This window comes from Vibrio echinoideorum (genome assembly GCF_024347455.1).
In the GTDB taxonomy this organism is placed as follows: Bacteria; Pseudomonadota; Gammaproteobacteria; order Enterobacterales; family Vibrionaceae; genus Vibrio; species Vibrio echinoideorum.
Genome location: NZ_AP025484.1, coordinates 512,535 through 535,480, shown reverse-complemented (window position 1 = coordinate 535,480; position 22,946 = coordinate 512,535). Strand labels below are relative to the sequence as shown.

General features: G+C 43.7%; 16 protein-coding genes. 10 read left to right on the top strand and 6 right to left on the bottom strand.

All coding sequences use genetic code 11. The features are described from left to right. Positions 1-536 precede the first annotated feature (536 nt). The 3 genes from OCV36_RS18690 (at position 537) to OCV36_RS18680 (ending at position 6,014) form a co-directional block, all read left to right on the top strand. Complete coding sequence (locus OCV36_RS18690) at positions 537-1,775, top strand: L-lactate MFS transporter (protein WP_135457613.1); 1,239 nt, start codon at positions 537-539, stop codon at positions 1,773-1,775. A 78-nt stretch (positions 1,776-1,853) separates the two neighbouring features. Next, a complete protein-coding gene (locus tag OCV36_RS18685) occupies positions 1,854-3,515 on the top strand; it encodes a VRR-NUC domain-containing protein (protein ID WP_135457611.1) in 1,662 nt (553 codons plus the stop codon). A 144-nt stretch (positions 3,516-3,659) separates the two neighbouring features. Next, positions 3,660-6,014 carry a fatty acid cis/trans isomerase gene (locus OCV36_RS18680; protein ID WP_135457609.1) on the top strand — a complete coding sequence of 785 codons (2,355 nt, stop codon included), beginning with the start codon at positions 3,660-3,662 and terminating at the stop codon, positions 6,012-6,014. A gap of 133 nt (positions 6,015-6,147) precedes the next feature. Here OCV36_RS18680 and torS read toward each other — a convergent pair whose 3' ends face one another. Next, a complete protein-coding gene (gene torS / locus OCV36_RS18675; RefSeq protein ID WP_135457607.1) occupies positions 6,148-9,180 on the bottom strand; it encodes a TMAO reductase system sensor histidine kinase/response regulator TorS in 3,033 nt (1,010 codons plus the stop codon). Between the two features lie 94 nt (positions 9,181-9,274). Between torS and torT the strand changes: the two genes are divergently transcribed. Beyond that, positions 9,275-10,366: a TMAO reductase system periplasmic protein TorT gene (gene torT / locus OCV36_RS18670; protein ID WP_135457605.1), complete on the top strand. Its 1,092-nt coding sequence runs from the start codon at positions 9,275-9,277 to the stop codon at positions 10,364-10,366. 60 nt (positions 10,367-10,426) lie between these two features. Beyond that, positions 10,427-10,882 (top strand): methylglyoxal synthase, encoded by a 456-nt coding sequence (locus tag OCV36_RS18665; protein ID WP_009844869.1) that lies wholly within the window; start codon positions 10,427-10,429, stop codon positions 10,880-10,882. A 132-nt stretch (positions 10,883-11,014) separates the two neighbouring features. On the opposite strand, the gene OCV36_RS18660 is transcribed toward OCV36_RS18665, so the two are convergent. Together OCV36_RS18660 and helD are read right to left on the bottom strand one after the other, a co-directional pair. Further along, positions 11,015-11,365: a VOC family protein gene (locus OCV36_RS18660; protein WP_017072570.1), complete on the bottom strand. Its 351-nt coding sequence runs from the start codon at positions 11,363-11,365 to the stop codon at positions 11,015-11,017. Between the two features lie 82 nt (positions 11,366-11,447). Beyond that, positions 11,448-13,523 carry a DNA helicase IV gene (helD, locus tag OCV36_RS18655; protein WP_135457602.1) on the bottom strand — a complete coding sequence of 692 codons (2,076 nt, stop codon included), beginning with the start codon at positions 13,521-13,523 and terminating at the stop codon, positions 11,448-11,450. Positions 13,524-13,698: 175 nt separating this feature from the next. Between helD and yccS the strand changes: the two genes are divergently transcribed. The 5 genes from yccS to OCV36_RS18630 all read left to right on the top strand — a co-directional run bounded on the left by yccS (position 13,699) and on the right by OCV36_RS18630 (position 19,253). Continuing rightward, on the top strand, positions 13,699-15,882 hold the full coding sequence (yccS, locus tag OCV36_RS18650) for a YccS family putative transporter (protein ID WP_135457600.1): 2,184 nt from the start codon (positions 13,699-13,701) through the stop codon (positions 15,880-15,882). 331 nt (positions 15,883-16,213) lie between these two features. Next, the gene (locus OCV36_RS18645; protein ID WP_135457598.1) at positions 16,214-16,399 is read left to right on the top strand and encodes a hypothetical protein; all 186 of its coding nucleotides are present in this window, start codon (positions 16,214-16,216) and stop codon (positions 16,397-16,399) included. 121 nt (positions 16,400-16,520) lie between these two features. Then, positions 16,521-16,841, top strand: a complete 321-nt coding sequence (locus tag OCV36_RS18640) for a hypothetical protein (protein WP_135457596.1) — start codon at positions 16,521-16,523, stop codon at positions 16,839-16,841. A 162-nt stretch (positions 16,842-17,003) separates the two neighbouring features. After that, the gene (locus OCV36_RS18635; RefSeq protein ID WP_135457594.1) at positions 17,004-18,263 is read left to right on the top strand and encodes a hydroxymethylglutaryl-CoA reductase; all 1,260 of its coding nucleotides are present in this window, start codon (positions 17,004-17,006) and stop codon (positions 18,261-18,263) included. 78 nt (positions 18,264-18,341) lie between these two features. Continuing rightward, complete coding sequence (locus OCV36_RS18630) at positions 18,342-19,253, top strand: LysR family transcriptional regulator (protein ID WP_135457592.1); 912 nt, start codon at positions 18,342-18,344, stop codon at positions 19,251-19,253. Positions 19,254-19,334: 81 nt separating this feature from the next. Here OCV36_RS18630 and OCV36_RS18625 read toward each other — a convergent pair whose 3' ends face one another. From OCV36_RS18625 to OCV36_RS18615, 3 genes are all read right to left on the bottom strand, one after another. Beyond that, on the bottom strand, positions 19,335-20,249 hold the full coding sequence (locus OCV36_RS18625; RefSeq protein ID WP_135457590.1) for a YjjW family glycine radical enzyme activase: 915 nt from the start codon (positions 20,247-20,249) through the stop codon (positions 19,335-19,337). A gap of 50 nt (positions 20,250-20,299) precedes the next feature. Beyond that, complete coding sequence (locus OCV36_RS18620) at positions 20,300-21,871, bottom strand: YjjI family glycine radical enzyme (RefSeq protein WP_135457588.1); 1,572 nt, start codon at positions 21,869-21,871, stop codon at positions 20,300-20,302. 338 nt (positions 21,872-22,209) lie between these two features. Further along, positions 22,210-22,809: a class I SAM-dependent DNA methyltransferase gene (locus OCV36_RS18615; RefSeq protein ID WP_029225145.1), complete on the bottom strand. Its 600-nt coding sequence runs from the start codon at positions 22,807-22,809 to the stop codon at positions 22,210-22,212. Between the last annotated feature and the right edge of the window lie 137 nt (positions 22,810-22,946).

The following is a 22,946-nucleotide window of genomic DNA, read 5'->3' as shown; positions in this document are numbered from 1 at the left end:
GTGTCATTTTCCCACTTTTTCTCAACAACACAACCCCTCAGATTGAACAAAATGTAAGCAAAGGTGCCAACAAAAACACACCTTAACAATTAGTTAACATTTTGTTTTTAATAAAACTCCGTTACTCCTTGTCTCATATAGGCAAAGCTCTATTTTGATTTATTTTGTTACACAAAATTAACCTTAGAAATTAATTAAAATTATTTGTAACTCTGTGATATCCGCACGGTATACGCACCAACTGGTAGTACCTCTTTTAAAAATCCCCTTAAGAATAGAACGATAACGCTCAAAAATCACAAAACCGAAAGGTATTAAGCACAACTGCAAAACCAATAAAAAACAATTCATTAACAATGTCTGTTTTATTTATCAAAAATGGAAAAAGAGATTCCAATCACATTTTTATTGGTTATAATCCGCGCTCTTTTGCGCCATCTGTTGATAAACGCAAACTAATTTTGAAGAAATAATCACAATAACCCGTCTTTAGTTAAGTGGCTCTCACTTAACTTATGACAGAACTGAGAATAAAAATGAGCAAGATTGATAAAGCATCACGTATCCTGCTGGCAGGCTTCTGTATCAACCTTTGTCTTGGCATCCTGTATGCTTGGAGTGTATTTAACAAAGCGCTAGTGACTGAAGCTGGTTGGAGTGCTGCTGAAGCATCTTCACCTTACGCTATTGCAACTATCACATTCTCAGTTTGCCTTCTTGTTGCAGGCATCCTACAAGACCGTATGGGTCCACGTAAGATCCTTATTCTAGGTACAGCACTTACTGGCCTAGGTATGATTGCTTCTGGTTTCGCTACGACTCCTATGATGCTAAACCTAACGTTCGGTGTGATGACAGGTGCTGGTATCGGCTTCGGTTACGCATGTCTTTCTCCATCAGCAATGAAGTGGTTCCACTCTTCTAAGAAAGGTATGGTTAACGGTCTAATCGCAGCAGGCTTTGGTCTTGCAGCTATTTACCTGGCACCATTAACATCTGCGCTAATCGATAGCATGGGTATCCAAACAAGCTTTATGATTCTTGGTGTTGGTGTACTTGCGATTGCAGTCCCTCTAGCAGCAACGATCAACAATCCACCAGCAGACTACACGCCAGCTGAGCCTAAAGTTAAAGCAGGCCAAGCTCCTAAAGCGGTTAAGAAGACTGAAGATCTAACGTGGAAAGTAATGCTGAAGACTCCTCAGTTCTACTCTCTATGGGTAATGTACGCATTTGCTGCATCTGTTGGCCTGATGATCATTGGTAACATCACTACGATTGCTAGTGTTCAAGCTAACCTGCCAAACGCAGTGTACCTAGCGTCTATCCTTGCAGTATTCAATTCAGGCGGCCGTGTTGCTGCAGGTATGCTTGCAGATAAGATCGGTGGCGTACGTACTCTACTTCTAGCGTTCATCCTACAAGGCGCGAACATGGCTCTATTCGCTACGTTCAACTCTGAGTTCACGCTAATCATCGGTACGGCTATCGCAGCTGTTGGTTACGGTACGCTTCTAGCAGTATTCCCAACACTAACTGCTGAATTCTACGGCCTGAAAAACTACGGTACTAACTACGGCGTGCTTTACACGGCATGGGGTATCGGCGGCGCTATCGGCGCAGCAATTGTTGGTTTCTCAATGGCAAATGGCGAAGGTTACGGCCTAGCTTACACAATCTCTGCAGTTATGATGGCAGTGTGTATTGTTCTTGCAATCATCACTAAGCCAATCACTGAAGCTAAAGTTGCTGAACTAAAAGCATCACAAGCTTAATCAACAGAAAAGATTGAATTTGTTACTGAAGAGCTTAACCTTAGGGTTAGGCTCTTTTTGTATCAAGTGACTTATTAAGTGACAATAGAAACCACTCCTCAGCTCTCCCCTACTTATTATCTCGACAACTTCAATCGACTGGTTGAACACGCCCAAACGCTCTACCCAGATCTTACGAGTGACGATGAAAACCGTTGGCTGTCAGAATACCAGCGCCTTTCTATTCCAATCCAATGTTTGATGGTTCGCCTGCTCTCTCGTAAAGGCTGTTGGTTTCGAAACGACAAACTCGACTACGTTGAGATCCCAAATCTGAAAAGCGCCCTGCAAGAGCTAAACGCGTCGAGCTTCGTTACGTTAAGTCACCCAACTGAACAACATAACCTCATCATTAGTGATCTTGAATTAGGATTGCATCTACTGACTAAGCCAGAGCTGTTCAGCGCATTCCCGTTTCTTAAGAACAATAAGACAGCGAAGAAAGATGAGCTCTTAGCTTTGCTTGAACACCAAGCTTTTGAACAGTTCCAAAGCTTGTCGTTTGATTGCATTTACGTTGTTGAATCTCAAGTTATCGATGTCTTATTGTTACTGTTCTTCGCCAATACATATCAAGACTTAAGCCAGTTCGTGTTAAGCGACCTTGGGCTCAATACCTTCGAAAACTACGCATTAAGCAAGCAACGCCGCTTTTTCACCTCTAGAGAACAACTCAACCAGCTACTCCAAATGCGCGATGTACAACGCTTGTATTTTGAGGGCGATCGTAAAGACTCTGAGTTTCTTGAACATCTTTTACAATCGATACCCGCTGAATCGGATCACAAAAGCATAGCCAGAAAAAGATCTCGTTTGATCAACGATATTGCACGCGATCTTGAAAGGCTTAACCAAAACGACAAAGCTGTCTTTTGGTTCAAACAATCTGTACTTCCTCCGAGCAGAGAGCGACTTGCACGCATCTATGACAAGCAAGATGAGTTAGACTCAATGTGTGACATTGTCACGCAAATGCAAACTACTCCATCGGATGTGTCAGAGTTGGAGGTCGCTGTTAAGCTTGAGCAGAGGTTATTGCGCAGACAAATGTTATCTACAAAGAAAGTCCACAAGGTTCCCCGCCCTTCAAAACCAAATTGCGATCAGATAAAGCTGGATCTAGACCTAAGCCAAATGCGAGTTGAGCTTGCAGTAAAGCAGCATTTTGAGAACCAAGGTTGGGATGTCTATTTTTCTGAGAACAGTTTTTTATGTGGCTTGTTCGGTTTGGCTTTCTGGGATGTGATTTTCTCAGATGTTGAAGGCGCGTTTATCAACCGTTACCAACATCGACCTCTGGATCTGTACCATTCAGATTTTGTCGAAAAACGAGCCGCCCAAGTAGAAGCCGTGTTCCAAGCCATATCCGAGCACGGGCTAAACCAGTTGCTTGATATCTACGACCAAAAACACGGTATTGCTAACCCATTTGTTCACTGGAGTCATTTTCCTAAGCCTCTTATCGAACACAGCATAGATTCAATTTCAAATGCACTAGTTGTCGATCTCTTCAAAGTAATTCTAAGTGACCTTAAGTTGTTCCGAACGGGGATGCCGGATTTGATTGCGTTCAAGGACGATCAATTTCATTGGATTGAGGTCAAAGGGCCAGGAGATAAACTGCAAGACAACCAGTGGCGATGGATAAAAGAATTTGCGCGCCTTGAAGTGCCGTTTTCGGTCTGCTACGTCAATCAATAACCCACTGAATACGCATGACAACGAGAAGTTCATATTGATTGGCTATTCCATCCTATTCGAATCTTGTCTACAAAATCATTAGATCATGAGCATTTTCAATCATTTTCGATATAATTAAAGAAAATGTCTAATATTTAAATACGTATGAATTTGAAAAAACTCTTCATTTTAGCTTTTGTTAGTGTCTTCTCAGGTTGTGCCGTCTACGCGGGTTTAAACTTCGACCAGCTGTTTGGTAAGCAGCAAGTTCGTGACCGCCATGCCCCTATTCTCTCGGCTCAAGCACAACATTTCATTGACGAAGTGAAGCCCATCATTGATAGCCGCTGTGTAGTTTGTCACGCGTGTTACGATGCACCGTGCCAACTCAAAATGTCTTCAGTCGAAGGCATAGACAGAGGTGCGAGCAAAGCACTCGTCTACCAAGGCACTCGTTTAACGGCCTCAGCCCCGACTCGTTTATTTGAAGATGCAATAACCACACAAGAGTGGCGCGACGCGCGTTTCCACCCAGTGCTTAACGAACGTATGCAGAATTCAACAGCAAACCTCGATGCAGGTCTTGTCTCTCGTATGTTAATCCAGAAAGAAAACCACCCTCTTCCAGATCAAACACAATTAAAAGGCTTCGACTTTTCGACAGATCGCGATCAACAATGTCCAACTATTGAAGAATATGCTCAATATGAAAGAGATTACCCTACCTGGGGAATGCCCTATGGTATGCCTAACCTAGATAAAACGGAATACGCTACCTTGATGAGTTGGCTGGAAAATGGTGCACTGATGAATGACCATGTTCCCCTCAATGATAGCGAACAAAAGTTGGTCAATACCTATGAAGGCCTTTTCAACAAAAGTGACCTTAAAAGCCAACTTTCCGCTCGTTACATCTACGAACACTTATTTCTATCACACTTGTATTTCTCTGACCTATCGCAGCCAACTCGCTTCTTTACGCTTGTTCGTTCTACAACACCACCAGGCCAAGTCGTTCAACGAATCAGCACTCGCCGCCCTTACGGTGACCCAAAGGTTGACCGCGTTTACTACCGACTCATTCCCGAACAAGGCACGATTGTCGACAAAACACACATGCCTTTCGCACTTAACAAAGAGCGTTTACAAAACTGGAAAACATGGTTTATTGATACGGAATACAAAGTAAAACAACTGCCTAGCTACGATATAGATGTATCCGCAAACCCTATGACTTCATTCGAGGCGATACCCGTTAACTCTCGCTTTAACTTCATGTTGGATAACGCTCAGAATACGATTATGGCGTTTATCAAAGGCCCTGTATGCCGTGGTCAACTCGCACTCAACGTAATTAACGACCGGTTCTGGGTTGTCTTCATTGACCCGGAAAAAGCAAACTTACCGGAAATTAACCAGTTCTATGCAAGCCAAAAGAAGAACCTAAAATTACCTAGCGAACTAACGAGCAACACTGTTCCTATGAAAAATTGGGTAAAATTCTCGAAACAACAAGCACGTTACTTAAATGCTAAATCTGATTTCACTAATCAGTGGTTTGAGAGCGGTGTACACCTAGACACCAACATCATTTGGGATGGCGATGGAACTAACCATAATGCCGCACTTACTGTATTTAGACACTTTGATAGTGCCTCTGTCGTACAAGGGTTAGTAGGCCCGCAACCTAAAACAGCTTGGATTCTTGACTATGCTTTATTAGAACGTATCCACTACCTTCTTGTCGCTGGGTTCGATGTTTACGGTAACTTTGGCCATCAGCTCATTACCCGCATGTTTATGGATTTCTTACGTTTGGAAGGTGAAAGTAACTTCTTAACCCTTCTACCTAAAGATGTCCGACACATTGAGCATTCAAGTTGGTACCAAAACCAAAGCGGCCAATTGAGTGACTTCTTACAACGCAACATCGCGCCTTTCGATCAACCCACCAGTGTCGTTTACAAAACAGCAGATCCTAAACGCGAACTGTTTAACATGATTAAAGAAAAGTTAGCACCCGTACTCGATAACCGATTCGATCTCGTCGAGACAGGCTTTGGCAAGAAAAATGAAGCCTTATTGAATCAAGTCAATTTAATTCGAGGGGAAGCCTTACGCCATGTACCTCAATTAATTATGATCATGATTGAGGGGAAAAACGGTGAAGAGCAGTTATTTACGCTCATTCACAATAATGCGCACAGCAACATTTCAAGCTTGTTCAATGAAGAAGGCAACAGAGATTACGCCAACGATGATTTAACGTTAGTGCGAGGCGTTGTAGGAAGTTACCCAGCCGCTTATCTATCTTTAACAGAAGAACAGATACCCACTCTAGTATCGACGTTACAAAAGCTTAATTCAGAAGAAGACTATGTAGCTTTACTTGATAAGTTTGCCGTCAGACGCAGCTCTAGTGAATTCTGGCCGTTTAGTGACCGTGTGCATCGTTGGTATCAACAAGACCAGCCAGTAGAGTTTGGTTTGCTCGATTACAACCGCTTTGAGAATAGATAATTTACCTCAAACAGGCTCCATTTAACCTTTGGACCGCTAAAAGACAAATCCGCTGAACGAGGTCTCGTTCAGCGGATTTTTTATATCATCGCCAACTAATCACAGTTAACGGTTTAAAGCTTATAAATGAGCGTTATAAAACGTGTTGCTTCAGTGCCTCTAAAGAGTCTCTCGTCAGTTGAGTCAAAGACTCACTACAGTCTCTGTATTCCTGCAATGGGTCGTCACTTGCTTCAATGCTATGACAGAGATTCAATAACGCAGATAAACCTAAGCTACCCGCAGAGCCTTTCAACTTATGAGCCAGTGATTTGACTTCTCGCCCATTATTGGCATCACCTGCTTGAATCAATTCATGTAAAGTCTGCTGGCTACTGTCTTCAAATAGCCCAACGATTTGCTTCATTTTCTCCAAACCAAGAATAGACAAGTCGCCTTCTATTACTTTGCTATCAATGAGTGTCACTGTCATTTCTCCTTCGTCTGGTTTGCGAGAGTTCATTCCCGAGGCTGAATCAGATACCACACTGGCCATCTGAGATGAATAAAGATCATTGCCTTGGCATTGTTCGCTGGCTTTGTGCAATCTATTGGTTTTATTTACGCCTTTGCATATTGCATCATCTGGGTCGGGTTGCGGGAGCAGTAAGGCTTTTCCGTCTAGCTGAGTCACAATGAGTTGCGACAGAGCTTCTTTTTCCAATGGTTTAGGTAAGAACCCATCAAAACCTGATGCCAAATAACCTTCGACTTCTTCGTTGAAAACGTGTGCAGACACCGCCACCATCGGCGGTGTGTACTGTTCTGGGACATCTGATGAAACGACAACAATGTCTTTTAGTTGTTGGATTAACTCCACTCCATCGCAATCAGGAAGGTTAATATCAACTAGCGCAATATCAAACGCTTGAGCGGCAAAAATAGTACGAGCTTCTTTACCTGTCGTCGCAATCACAACTTCATGACCCAGATTATGTAAGAAACCTTCTGCAACAATGCAGTTCACCGGATTATCTTCAATCAAAAGTACTTTCGCACGAATACAGGTTTCGACTACTGTCACTTTTGTTTCAATTTTCTCACCTACTTCGAGCGGAACGGAGAACCAGAATTGACTACCCTCACCTTCTTCGGAATGAACACCGATGTCGCCGTTCATGGCTAACATAATGCTTTTGCTGATTGCCAAACCTAAGCCCGTGCCGCCCATTTTATTGCGACCGCTATCCGTTTGGCTAAATGCATCAAACAAACACTTCTGTTCACTGGCTCGGATGCCGACACCCGTATCTGACACCTCAAACATCACACGATTTTCATCTTGTACATCTAGATTGATAAAGATATCCACTGCACCGCTATCGGTAAACTTGATGGCATTGCCAACTAAATTATTCAATATTTGACTAATTCGAGTCACGTCGCCACGCCAATAGCGTTGAACATCACTCTCAATATGGAAGTTAAATTCAAGCTTCTTCTCAGCGGCGCGACCTTCCATTAACTGATATGTATCTTGAACCATTTGATGAAGATCGAATGAAGCAATTCGGATCTCTAGATGACCGGCTTCAATCTTCGAATAATCAAGAACATCATTCAAAATAGCTAATAGGTTCTTACCACTGCGGTTGATGATATCGGCATAGCCTGACTGCAACGGATCTAACCCCGTATCTTTGAGCAGCCTAGCAGTACCCAACACTCCGTTCATTGGTGTTCTGATTTCGTGGCTCATGGTCGCAAGAAAAGCGGACTTGGCACGGCTAGCTTGCTCTGCCGCATTGCGAGCCTTGGCGTGATTACTCACCTCGACATTCAGCTTTTCATTGGTCTCTTGCAGTTGGCAAGTACGGTCAGTGATCAGTTCTTCAAGGTGCTCTTTGTGCTCTTCAAGTTCTCGTTTTGCTTTAGCTTCACCTACCGCCACCACTTGCAGAGCCTGAGCCGTGTTTCTTGCAGTAATAATGGCTTCGCCCATATGCGCGAGTTCATCATTACCTTTTACTGAGATATCAATATTAAGTCGCCCTTGTGCGATCGACATTAACGCAGAGGAGTACTCCGTGAGGCGTTTCACTACTGAAATATAAACGACACGCCACACAATAAAGGCAACAATAACGAGGCCGATAATCGAAATAACAGAGAGCGACCATTGAGCCAAACTCAGCGTTGATGTCAGCTCATCCACCGCCTTCTTTGTACTCAAATTTGAGTCATCAATAAGTTGGTTGACGGTGGTATTCAATTGCGAAAACAACTGCAGAGTATTCTGCATCAGAAACTCTGACTTCTTGGTGTTTTCATATTGCTCTAGTGATATATCAAACACCACTTGGCGCTTTCTAAGCTCTTCGAGAAGCTGCGACATCTGCGCAGAGCGGGTGGGATCCTCAACCGCTTTTACGCGGCGCACCATAATTCTGAGATTGGATTCGAATTCAGTTTGGATCTGATGAATGCGCTCAACATTGGTCACCGTTTGAGTTTCTTCAATTTGGTTAAGCATCTTAAAGGCTAAAAGATGCAATTCATGCAGGCGTTCAGATAGGTCGAGGTCAACTTCAACCAATGCATCTAGCGCTTGGTAGGCTTTCTCTGTCTCTTTGGTTTCTAGCAGATCATAAATATGTGTAACATTGGCAACTGCAATGGTGGCAGTATTCAGAACTTGCGTGCGAGTCAGTTGTTCAAGCTCTTCGGCAAGTAAACGCATCTCTTCGACACGAGTAGATAGCTCTTTGTTTAGCCAAAGCTTACGCTCAACAGAAACACCCAGTTCAGCCAGTGTATTGATAACACTCTGGACATTGTTTTCGAGTTTATTTAGAAGTTCAGAGTCAAAGCTATCAACACCCAACTCTTTAATATGTTGGAGCAATGCCTCGAGTTGGCCAAACAAAACAGTGCCCGCTTCTTTTCTCTCAGCTTCATTTCTAGCGTTAGAGAGTGTTTGTACCGACGAGATGATACGATTACTCAATTCAGAAACCTGACGAGCTTCAATCATTGCAGGCAGTGCCGAATCGACAACATTTCTCTCTGTTTTTGCGACAAAGCTAAATCCAGAAACACCGATCAATGCAGACAAAAGAACGAGCATCGCCATCACTAAAAATGAGGCCAGCAGCTTGCGTCCAATACTTGCTGAAGCTAACAACATATATTCCTAAACCTTAAAAACGTTCTTCTTTACCCATGCAGAATACGCTATATTTTGCAGTGTTTCTTATCTAAAACCAACAAAATGGCAATTCATGCTTTCTAAACACTTTGCTTCAAAATTTCTTCTATCTTTACTTGTTGTGATGAGTACTTCGACTCGTGCTAGTGAAACTTTAAGTGATGCTAACAAGCCTCTGAGTAGTGACAGCGAACTTCTGAATAATACCAACGAGCCTTTAAGTCCGATAAAACCGGCCACGGCTACATCGCAAAAAGAGAAAATTTGCGCGATTTATCCTCATCTTAAAGATTCATATTGGTTGTCTGTCAATTACGGCATGGTTTCCGAAGCAGAGAAGCAACAAGTAGAATTCCGAGTATTGGAAGCTGGCGGTTACCCCAACGTTGCCAAGCAAGCCTCTCAATTAGTGCTTTGTACAAAATGGGGGGCTGACGCCATTATTTTGGGCACGGTTTCACCGGACGCTTATCACGATAACCTCACAAATTGGGTCGGATCAACGCCTGTTTTCGCGACCGTAAATGAATTAACGGTGAGTAAAGAACAACAAAAGGTATTGAAAGGCACTGTGGGCGTTGATTGGTATCAGATGGGCTTCCAAGTCGGTGAATACTTAGCAAAATTACACCCCAAAGGATCGGGTAAGACCCCTATTGCGCTATTACTTGGGCCTCAATCCAGTGGCGGCACTAAACCCGTGGCACTGGGTTTCTACGACGCGATAAGTTCAAGTGATGTGACGATTGCCATCAGCTACTGGGCAGATAATGACAAAGAACTGCAAAGAAACCTCGTCCAACAAGTCATCGAGCAACCCGATATCAAATATATTGTAGGCAGCGCGGTCGCAATAGAAGCGGCGATCAGTGAACTACGAGCGGCAGGTAAAACCAAAGAAATTGGGTTGATTTCAAGTTATTTGAGTCACGGAACTTACCGAGGCTTACTGCGTAATAAGGTTCTCTTTGCGCCCACAGATAAAATGGTCGAGCAAGGTCGTTTATCCGTAAAACAAGCCGTCAGTTACTTACGTGGACAACCCTATGAGATACACAGTGCGCCAACTATAGAGGCTCTCACTCCTGCAACGTTAAAAGATCAAGTTATCGCCGACTCTTTGTCACCTTCTGAGTTTCGTCCGGTATTCAGTGTGAATCCTTAATGCTATATTCGCTAAAGAACTCAAAACAATAAAAACGAAACAATCATTTAGGGAACATTCATGCAAAAAACTACGCGTACTATGCCAACGCATAAGAACATTGCTTTGGTCGCTCATGACCACTTCAAACCTGAGCTACTAAGATGGGTCAAAGAAAACAAAGAAAAACTACAGAAGCACTTCCTTTATGCAACGGGCACTACGGGTTCTCTACTAAGTAAAGAAACGGGCTTAGCGATTAAGAGTATGATCAGCGGCCCTATGGGTGGTGACCAACAACTGGGTGCACTTATCTCTGAAGGAAAAATCGACATGATGATTTTCTTCTGGGACCCACTGAATGCAGTGCCTCATGACCCAGATGTAAAAGCATTACTTCGTATTGCGAGCGTATGGAACATTCCTGTCGCAACCAACCGTGCTACCGCAAACTTCCTGTTCAACTCTTCACTACTTGAAGAAGAAGTCATCATCGAAATACCAGATTACGAAGCGTATTTAGCTGAGCGTACTTAACCGCCTTCATCTGTATTCACTCTTGGATTGGATATAGATGCGGCAATACGCGAGAACTAAAAAAGCCTGCTTTATCGCAGGCTTAATTATTTGTAACGCTTGGTAAAAGTAGCTGTATGCTTTGGAACGAAGCTAGTTATCGCTCCACACCGCCATCTCATTACCACTCGGTTCTTTAAAGTGGAAACGACGCCCACCAGGAAAGCTAAAAATCTCTCGATTTACTTGTCCACCAGCAGTGATAACGTCGCGCTTAGTTTGCTCAAGATCTTTACTGTAAAAAACCATCAGCGCCGCACCATTGCTAGTATCAGAAGCCAAATCTGCTAGATAAAACCCACCCATTAAACCTTTACCTTCAAAAGCAGAATACTCAGGGCCATAGTCTTCAAAAACCCAGTCGAATACTTGGCTAAAAAATGCCTTAGTCGCCGAAATGTCTCGCGCTGCGAATTCAATGTAATTGATTGAACCATGTTCCATATTCATATCCTTATGCCTTTCCCTACTAATAATAGGGAGGGAGAGTTGAAGATCTAAGCTTAGACCGTCACCTCAAATAACATTACTTTTTGCGAACGACCGGGTAATCAGAACCATGAAGTTCTTGTACGAAGCCAGAACCATCACCGCTGTGTGTAATCCATACTTTTTCTTTCGCTCGCGTCATTGCCACGTAGAACAACCGTCGCTCTTCAGCATAAGGGAATACATCTGACGATTCAGTCAACGCGCCATCAATATGAAGCTGCTTCTTCTTGGCAGGGAACTGCCCTTCGTCAACGCAAAGTATAATTACAAAGTCCGCCTCTTTACCTTTACTGGCGTGACAAGTCATAAATCTGAGATCGATCGAAGTGAAGATCTTTTTCCAATCTTCCAGCAATTCAGGTTTGTGGTAATGGTTACGCCCAAGCAACATCACCGACTTATTGGCTTTACCTTTCGACTGTCGGTTCAATTGATCGAGAATCTTCTCTACTTCTTTGCTTGGCGCACTGTACACCGCCTTCTGCTTCTGTTGCTTAAAGCTGTTCAGGTCCTTCGGCAATTGAATCGGGTTTTCTTGTACAAAGCGATTAGCGACCGCACCTAACTGATTGTTAAAGCGATATGTGGTGTCTAGATGATGAATGGTCGAACTCTCAAAACGGTCTTTGAAGCCGGTCGTCAAATCCACATCAGCGCCCGCAAACTGGTAAATGGACTGCCAGTCATCGCCCACAGCAAAGATAGAGGCTTGGTGTTGCGCCTTCGATTGATTACAAAGCGCTTCAACCAGAGCAAGACGATCAGGAGATATATCTTGGTATTCATCAATCATGATGAACTTCCAAGGAGAGACAAACTTACCCTTCTCGACATATTGAGTCGCACGGCTGATCATGGTCGAGAAGTCGATATGATTCTCTTCTTTTAACGCTTTCTGCCACACGGTAACACATGGCCAACATAGTGAAAGCTCACTATTTAAACGTGTGTAGTCTCGATGGTCGATTAGTTGTTGTTGTACTTCTTTCTTCGATAAGCCCGACGCGTTCAACTGCTCAAGTTGTTTTTCAAGCCAACCAATCAATTTGAGATTTGAAACGTGGCTGCCAAGCTCGTCATCACCGGTCAGGTACGCGATTGGCCATTTAGACAGGTGCTTTTGCCAACGCTTGAAGTTGGTCGGTGTCATCCAATGCTTCTTCAACCAATCAATGCACCATGCTTGGCGTTGATTATTGTCCAGCGCTAGAGGAGAGATAACAACGCGTTCGGTTTCTACTTGATTAAGTATCTTCAAACCTAATTGGTGGAAAGTACTGACTTGAACCTTTTCTGCTGATAAGCCAATTTTGCTGTCGAGGCGTTGTTTCATTTCTTCAGCGGCTTCACGACCAAAAGCAAGTAATAGCAGCTCTTCAGCTTGCGCCTGATGGCTTTGCAATAAATAGGCGACGCGAGCCGTCAGAACACTGGTTTTCCCTGACCCAGCACCAGCAAGGATGAGGTTATGGTCGTCGTTCATCAAAACCGCGTATTGCTGAGACAAGTTCAACGGGGACGACTCACATTGTGCAAACAACACTTCCCAGTTTTTTCTTTCGGTCTCTAGCCATTGTTGGTTTCGTTCAGCTTGTTTAATCTCAGTTTCCGACAACCATGGCTGCATTCGAGCAAAGCGGTTTGGCATGCGTTGTGCTGCTTCTTCTAGTGTCATTGTCATATTGTCTAAACTTGAGTTGACCATATCGACCCAAGTATTGACTTTAGAATGCGGTAAGAAAGCAGGAAGTTGCTCCAGACGCGTCAATTCGGCTTCCCATTGAGGGACGTGCTCTGCGAGTTGTTCACACTGTGTGTCATGCCATTTCTGATACGCACCAACCGAGGCACGTGCAAATTGACGACACTGATCCCAAGGCAAGCCTTGTACTAACCAACTGCGTTGTTTGCCATCTTGTTGATTAGCAAAAAACTGCAACGATCCCCAAAACAAACCGCGCTTTATCGCGATCTTGCCACTCCAAATAGTAAACGGGATACGTTCTTCACTGCCTACTGAAGACAACAGTAGACGTGGACCATCAAGTTCGACCTGATGATATTCATTTTGAATAAAAAACTGTGCAGTCTTGTTAGCGCTTAGCTGCATTGGAGGTGCTCTTAATTAGGAATATTGAATTTATATCATGATGCAATGAGAATTAATAATATCTCACATCTTATCGACGCTTTCATGACCATCTAGGGACAATTATGGATAAGTATCAAATTCTTGTGCTTGATTTCTGTTAGGATTATGGTTTTAGTGTGTCAAGTGAGCGACTGTGGACTTTTCTGCCAAATTGCGCCTCTATTGGGCGAATAAAACCATAAATTACAGCATATTAATACTCATCACCCTACTCGGTGTTGTGGTCCCTGCTTGGTATTATGAACAAAACACACTCATCACCCCACTCATTTTAGGTGTCATCGCTGCCGCTCTTGCGGAAAGTGACGACAGCTTTACTGGCCGTTTGAAAGCACTCACCCTTACGTTCATCTGTTTTGCTATCGCTGCCTTTTCCATTGAGTTGCTATTCAACACACCTTGGCTGTTCGCATTAGGTCTTTTCGCCTCGACTTTTTCATTCATAATGCTAGGCGCGATTGGACCGAAATACGCGAGCATTGCATTCGGTTCTCTGTTAGTTGCTATCTATACCATGCTTGGTGCCCACGAAAGCACCAACTTATGGTTTCAACCACTACTGCTATTGACTGGTGCGGCTTGGTACTACTTCATGTCGATGATTTGGCAGATTGTCTGGCCAATGCAACCCGTACAGCAAAACCTTGCTAACGTATTCGACCAAATCGGCACCTATATGGGGTCCAAGGCAGAGCTATTCTACCCTGTCTCTGATCTTATCCCACAACCACACCGAATTATTGAAGCCAAATTGAATGCTAGCACCGTTAATGCACTCAACATGTGTAAAGCAACGCTGCTTAACCGCTCCAAACGCGGGCATATTGATGGCCCAAGTGACCGATTCCTAAACACCTATTTCATCGCGCAAGATATTCACGAACGTGTGAGTTCAAGCCATTACCGCTATCAAGAGTTAGCTAAACACTTCGAACGTTCTGATGTACTGTTTCGCTTTAAGTATCTGTTAGAAGCACAAGCAACCGCCTGTAAAGAAGTGGCGAGCTCACTTAAAGTGGGTGCGGAATATCAACATGGTGATAAATCTGTACTGGCGCTTGATGAGTTAATGTCTTCACTGAACCACCTTCAGCAACAGAACAAACCCGAATGGAAGTCGCTGCTGAATCAATTAAATTACCTATTCAATAACCTAGCCACCGTTGAAAAACAGCTCTCGAATATCAGTAACCCAGATGCTGAGAAGCTAGAAGAAGGCGTCTTGGACGATACTAATCCGCACACCTTAAAGGCAATGTGGCAAAAGATTAGAGCTAATTTTCATACTGATTCAATGTTGTTTCGACACGCGATTCGTATGGCAATCACGTTAACGCTCGGTTACGGGATCATCCAAGGTTTTAATATCGAGCGTGGCTATTGGATCCTACTGACTACGCTGTTCGTTTGTCAGCCAAACTATAGCGCAACGCGACAAAAGCTGACAGCGCGTGTCATTGGTACGGTGGCAGGCTTATTGATTGGGGTTCCGTTACTGACGTTCTTCCCTTCCCAAGAGAGCCAGCTAGTCTTCATTGTTATCAGTGGCGTTATGTTCTTTGCATTCCGCATCAATAACTACGGCTTCGCAACAGGCTTCATTACCTTGTTGGTACTGTTCTGTTTTAATCAGCTTGGAGAAGGCTACGCTGTCGTACTACCAAGGCTGGCAGATACCTTTATTGGTTGTGCTCTCGCCGTGCTCGCGGTGATTTACGTATTACCAGACTGGCAATCTAAGCGATTACATAAAGTCATGGCGGATGCCCTCGATTCTAATAAAAATTATCTGGCACAAATCATTGGCCAATATCGAGTCGGTAAAAAAGACACCCTTAATTACCGTATTGCCCGTCGTAGCGCACACAATAACGATGCAAACCTTACGGTCGCCATCAGCAGCATGTTGGTTGAGCCTGGTAAATATCGGACTTCAGAAGATGAAAGTTTTCGATTCCTCACGCTCAATCATGCCTTGCTGAGCTATATTTCTGCCTTAGGAGCGCATCGTACTCGTATCGATGATGAATCCACACATAAGTTAGTGTTGGACGCGCATCGTGTCATACATGAGCACCTCGACGCTCTCAATGACCAGCTCTATTCCCATCAAGAGCAGTGTGAAGTTAAAAATTCTTATGATCCTGAACTTGATAAGCGTTTAAGCGAGTGGCGAGAAGAGGATGAAAGCTCTGTCAGAATGGTCCTACAACAGCTGCATTTGATTTACCGAATGCTTCCAGAACTGCATACTTTAGCGACCAAATTTGCGGTCAAGGTTAAGATAGATAAATCGATCGACAAAGAAGCTTCTTGAACAACAAACAAAATACTGTAAAAACAAAAAGATAACCCAAATCGATCACATTTTTATCATCACCTGTAATTATCGTTTGCTCTATCAATATCCCAAATAAGATAGAGCAACTTCTTGCCTACCCTTGTGCTGCAAGGGCTAAGCGATTTTCACATTGTAAGAATTTTCTGACTTTGATTTACCAAACCATAACTTTGCCTAACATTTCTCGGACAAAAAACAACCAGAGCAATTTATAGTTGTCTTAGTTTTAGGAACACTCAAACTTCATTTAATATTCACTTAATCTTGTTTGATTTTCCGAATCAGTAGGCTATGCTCTATAGGGCATATGGATTTGAACAAAGGTCACACTATGAATACACAACAATTTGAAGCGTTTAAGGAGCAAATACAACTTCTTAACCCTCAGCAGCTTAAGGCACTTCAAGGCGAGATCGACGGCAATCTTATAACCGATAAGCCATCCCTTCTTACCGATGAAGAGTTAAACGTATTAAATGAACTGTTTAATTAGTAGACAGACGTCACTATTTTAGCTTAAGTTCACCGTTTCATAGTAAGTTTTACCAAATCATCATTGCGCTCAATATATCGTCCACCTAGACTCAGCCCATATGTCAATAAAAGGTTCTGTTATGTCGATATCTGGTATTCAATCTGGTTACGCCATTATTCAGCAGTCAACCAACATGGCTGAAGAAGCCGCAATCGAGCTCAACCAAGCCTCTAAGCAATCTCTCGAATCTGACAACTCTTTCCAAACTAGCGACTTCAGCTTTAATCAAATAGGGCCTGAACAATCCATTTCGTTTAAAGACAAAGAACCTGAACCTGCCTCATCCTCAAGTGATGCCTTGATAAAACTGACACAAAGCGCAAATTACAACCGCGTGGGTGCCAGTGTGGTTGATCGTCAAAACAAAGCCATCGGCAGTCTTCTCGACATCCATATTTAGAACACCACCTCAAATCACCACTTTTTAGAAATCATTCGCTCCTTTTTGTCATTACAACCACACAAACTGTAACTCATTATATCAGGCGCTTGTTTCTGGTTTTTTACTCGGTAGAATCAGCGCAAACCAATTTTGCTGCACAAACTATACTTCATACTATTTATGCCAAAACTAAATCTGCATCGCCGTGACTATGTTTCTATTTTAGGAGGCGACATCTCCGCAGACGAATTAGAACAAAAGCTTCAGCCTCATTTTGAAAAGCCAGTGAATAAGCTGACGCCCAGCCCGTACCTGACAGAAAAGAATCTAACGCGTCGTTGGGCTGCTCTCGATAACCTAGAATCACAACAAGAACTGCTCGATCCTCATACGCAAAGTCAGATCCAAGCGTACGAAAAGAACATTGAGCACTTTATTGGGACGGTGAAGGTTCCAGTCGGTGTGTCTGGTCCGCTAAGAGTCAATGGCCTATTTGCTAAAGGCGATTACCTAGTACCGTTAGCTACTACGGAAGCTGCGCTTGTAGCGTCTTATAACCGTGGTTCTAAGCTGCTTACCGCTTGCGGTGGTGCGAGTGCAATGCTGCTGAATGAAGGTGTGACACGTACCCCTGGTTTCGCATTCCAAGGGTTAGTTGAAGCCGGTCAATTTGTAGCGTGGGCCGTGACCCAATATGAACAGTTTAAAACCTTAGCTGAATCTACTACTTCACACGGCAAACTTACCGACATCAATATCAACATCGAAGGCAACCATGTTTACTTAGTGTTTGAATTTCTAACCGGAGATGCTTCAGGTCAGAATATGGTGACCATCGCGACCAATGCGGTGTTTGAGTTCATCATAGAAAATACCCCAGTGAAGCCCGACCATGCTTTTCTTGATGGCAATTTATCAGGTGACAAGAAGGCCAATACCCAAACCCTGCGTAGCGTTCGTGGTAAAAAAGTCACCGCTGAAGTGAATATATCCCCAGAGCTTGTTGCTAAGTACTTGCATACCACGCCTGAAAAGATGGTTCAGTTTGGGCAGATGACCACTGTAGGTGGCGCTTTGAGTGGTACTATCGGCATTAATGCCCACTATGCTAATGCATTGGCTGCGCTCTACATTGCGTGCGGCCAAGATGCAGCCTGCGTGGCTGAATCGGCGATTGGTATGACTCGTATGGAGCTCAACAAAGAAGGTGGCTTATACGCTAGCGTAACACTGCCTAATTTAATGCTAGGTACAGTAGGCGGCGGCACTGGTCTGCCAAGCCAAAAGGCATGTCTAGATTTACTTGGCCTTCACGGCAATGGTAAATCGCAAGCCTTAGCTGAGGTATGTGCTGCATTATGTTTAGCGGGTGAACTATCGATTGTAGGCGCGTTTTGCGCCGGTCACTTTTCGCGAGCTCATCATAAATTGGCTCGTTAATAACCTTTATCCAATTTGGCTTGTGAGATTTTGTGGATTACGCAAGATCACAAGCCACTCTGAATGCGTGAGTCATAAATGGATTACTTACACTTATCTAGAGTGAGCCTTAAACACCTCACTGCGCTTCATATTATGCTAAACACGCACAGTGTTACTCAAACCTCAGAGCAACTGTGTGTGAGCCCTTCGAGTGTGAGTAAGACATTGTCTCAGCTGCGTGACATCCTCAATGATGAGCTCTTTTATCGAGATGGCACTAAGCTGATCCCTACTCCCTTTGCCTTGGAGATAGCACCCACTGTTCACGCGATTCTTTCAAGCATGAATGGGTTGCTTCATCAAAAGAGCTTTTCGCCTCAAAAATACCAAGGCAGTTTTTCACTTTCGATGCGTGAAAGCACTTTTGAAGTATTCGCTTCTAAGATCAGTAGAATCACCACCGAACTCGCCCCAAAAGCTAAGCTCAATATCTATTCCAAGCAGCAACTCGGCTTTGATGCTTTACTCAGCGGTAAGGTCAACTTGATCTTGTTACCTCATGATATTTCCCAACCTCCGACAGATAACAAAGAGCTGGTTTGGGAAACTATTCTTCCCGATGAGATGGTTTGCTTAATGGGATCACAGCACCCTCTTGCCCAACAAGAACTGACTGTTGAAGGTTATTTAGACTTTAAACATATTGGGATCTTAGATAACGAACTCTCCAAGCCTTACTTTGAGCAAAACTTAGTGCAATGTCATAAGCCAAGAGATATGGCGATATCAGTAGCGGATTTTGGTGCGGCCGCCGTATTGTGTCACCATACGCCCTTCTTGTTCACTTGTTCTAAACAATGGGCTGAACAAGCAAAACAAGCACAAGGATTAGTAAGTAAGCCGCTTCCTTTTGACTACGGAAAAGTGGCGTATAGTTTGGTGTGGAATAAACCCAATATGAATGATCAAGCGATCAAATGGTTGTGTGACCTGTTTTTAGAGGCTTAATATTTTTAGTAGCTTAATATCTTTAGAAACTTAACGTTCTTAGAAGCTTGATGGTCTGTTTAAACACCACAAACGTAAAGACTAGCTATAAACCTCTGGGGTTTGCATTGGCCTTTGAACTATCGTGTAGAGCTTGTCGTGAAAGCTCTGCATCTGTTTCTTCGTACATTTAGGCCATTCCAACGCCTCGCCAACCACACCATGATGCTGAAACGCATTTAGGCGAATTCGTACATCACTTGGCAACGCCTTCAGGTAATTTCCAACCTGTTCTATTTCGTCTTCGAGATCACTTCTATTTGGAATATGCAGCAACCGAACTTCATGTAACTTACCTTTATCAGCCAAGTAGTTAATGGTTTCAAACACTCGATGGTTACCTCTTCCCACTAACCATTGATGCGTTTCAGATTGCCACGATTTTAGGTCGATCATCGCACCATCAAGGTAAGGTAATGCCCTATCCCAACCTTGTTTAGGTAAGGAACCATTACTATCAATAAAACACGTTAAGTGTGCCAATTTCGGATCGCTTTTGATCGCTTGAAATAGCTCGATGATAAACGGCAATTGCATGGTCGCCTCGCCACCCGAAATGGTAATACCGCTCAGGAAGAATTGATTGTGCCTAACCAGTTCAAGCACATCTGATACCGCCATCGTGGTGATTTTAGGGCTCGACTTATGATCACAGATATCGATGCACTGATCGCAGTTGGTACACGCTACCGGATCCCACTTCACTTTGCCTTCAACAAGACTCAGAGCACTGCTCGGGCAGCCACTTACGCACTCTCCACAATGGTTACAGTGATTGATTGTATGCGGGTTATGGCAAGTAATGCAGTCAAAATTGCAGCCCTGAAGAAACAGCACCAAGCGGTTTCCCGGGCCGTCAACACAAGAAAAGGTCAGCACACGGCTGACCTTCGCTTGTTTTTCTGTCTTATTATTTTTAACCCTAGCCATTTGAGTTGTTAGATCAGAAATTTTCATAATTCACATTGTTCGTATTCGAAACGCCTCACACACATAACACACGCACGTTAAAGCAATTCGTATGTCGGCGACATCTCTAAGCTCGCCACGCGAGGTTTACGCTCTAATATGCCCGTGTTCTTCGCAGCCTCAGCACCTAAGAACGTGGTATTGGTACGTGAACCTTGTTCGTCGTATTTTGCAATATCAGATAACTTAACCATGTACCCTGTTACGCGTACCAGATCGTTTGATGCAACGTTGGCAGTGAACTCACGGTAACCCGCCTGAATCGCGCCTTTACACAGGTTAAACATCGCTTCAGGATTTGATTTCACTGTTTCATCGATGGTCAGAATGTCACTGATACCCGAGGTGTAGAACTTATGGTGACCCGCGGTAGCACGAACGTAAGAGACTGGGTCAGGTTCGGTGCCATAAGGAATACGGACACCCGGGGTCACATCTTCATCTAAACTAATACCGCCTTGAGCATGCAGCAGAGCTTTACCCTCGAGCCCATACTTTACTTCAGAGCTTTCAACGATCTCAGCCAGCTTTTCAGAAATGCGGTGACCAAGTTGATTAGCCTGTTCATCGTGACCATAGCGCCCTGCTTGGCCTTCTTTTTCCATTAAGATGTTAACCGCTTCAGCCATGCCGTAAATACCAAACATTGGCGCAAAACGATCTTCTTCAATCAGGCCTTCTTTGGTCAGGAAGCCTTCAAAAAAGTTAGATTCTTCATGTAAAAAACGACTACGTGCGTTCATCAATTCAATCATGATGCCACTGTAGTTTGGCAACACTTGGTTTAAGAAGTCATCGCTCCTGTGAGATTGCAATGCTGCCTCTTTTAGGTTCATTCGAACTAAGGTGTTAGAACCCCCCGCTAAAGGAAGCGAGTTATAACAGCTCACAATACCAAAACGCTTGTCGCCGTAAGCCTCGGCATGCGCTGGATAGTTTGCGATATGTGGTTTACTGCACTCGCAGATATTGCTTGCCGCATGACGAAGTAGATCATCAGGTGTCACAGCAGGGTCATACATAAAGGTTAGGTTTGGTGCGATCTGCTTCAGTTCAGCATCTACGCGCAAAATCGTACGACACACAATGTTGTCAGTCGGGCCGATATTCACATGCATAAAGGCATCTGGCAGTGTGCGGTCCAACATAATCCAGAACAGCTTAAGCTTTTGATATACCTGCTCATCCGTCAAGCCGCCAACAAATGGCATCAGTACATCATCCAACTGACCTAGGTATACCGGGATTGATGTCACAGACGGAACATGGTGGTAAAGGATGGTAAGCATGTTCAATGCTTCATCGAAATTAGTTGCCGCGCTAAGCTCTAAATACTTTGAGCCTTGATGTAAGTATTTAGAATAGTCTGGAAGTACATAGCGCGGCTTAAATGGTGCGTGCCCTTCAAACATGTCACATAGCACACCTTGTTGTAAGGCTTGCTCTACTTCATTGCTAACCGGCATATACGGTAGGCTCGCTTCAGCTTCTAAGGCAAGATAGCTCGACTTCTGTTTTGGTGACAGGTGAGCATCTGAAATGATATTGCTAAAGCGCTGTTGTTGCTCTGAAAGTGGTGAAGAAGTAGATGACGAAGATTGATGGCTCATGATTAAACCCTTTATTTTATTATGGGCTTATTTTATATCTCACGCTTATGTTTCCACTAATGAAATGTATGCAACACTATATTTCCAAAATGGAAATGAGTGATTTGTTAATTGCCTGAAATTGGTTTATCTATGAACGAAATGGGAAGGAAGAAGCCAGCGTTGGTGTTGATAGTGATAGTGATAGTGAAGATATTGAAAAGCACTCACAGTGCTCGCCTATTTGAAACACAAACGACTAAAAATAGAAAACCCACATAACTGACCTTAAGATCGTTGATGTGGGTTTCGTTATTTTAGATGAGCATTACCGAGGCTAGCTCTAGGCATACACAGGATTACAGATAAGGAAGCACTTGCTTGCGTCCAACACCCATCAATACTTTTAAAGTACCTTGTGGCGTGTCAATCGAGAACGGGGTCGATACCTCAACAACAGAAAAACCGGCTGCACTCAATACATTCTCTGAGCGCTGTTGGCTTACACCATAGTCTTCACTGTCGTTCTCTAGATACCAATCCCAGTGTACAAACGTGCCATCGTTTTCGAGCAGCGTGTAAATAAGGCTGACTGTGTCTTGTAGGTTCGGGATAAAACCACACACCGAAGAGGCTACCACTAGGTCAAACTGGTTTCTGAATGCTGGATGCAGTGCTGCAAGCCCGCGCGATAAAATATCAACAACCGGTTCAACGTTAGGTAACTCTTTCTTATCTAACTCTTCAATCATCCCCTCGGAGATATCAAGTGCGATGATCTCTTTTGCTAAAGGAGATATTTTTTGGCTGAGTAGTCCTGTACCACAACCAAAATCAAGGACACGGGTTCCGTTTAAATCAACGAGCTGTGTTAACTGGTCAAATACGGACTGTGCGAATACTGCGGTCGCGGGATCTTTATCCCAATCAACGGCGTATTCGTCCCATTGTTTCGCCATCATGGCCTCCATCTTTACTTCTTGTAGGTTCGGAACTTGCCCAGAATAAACCAAATTAGTCAATTCGTCATAGAGTTATCATGCAATGATGGACTATTTCTAAGATAGTCAGCACAATATTCAGATAATATGCACCG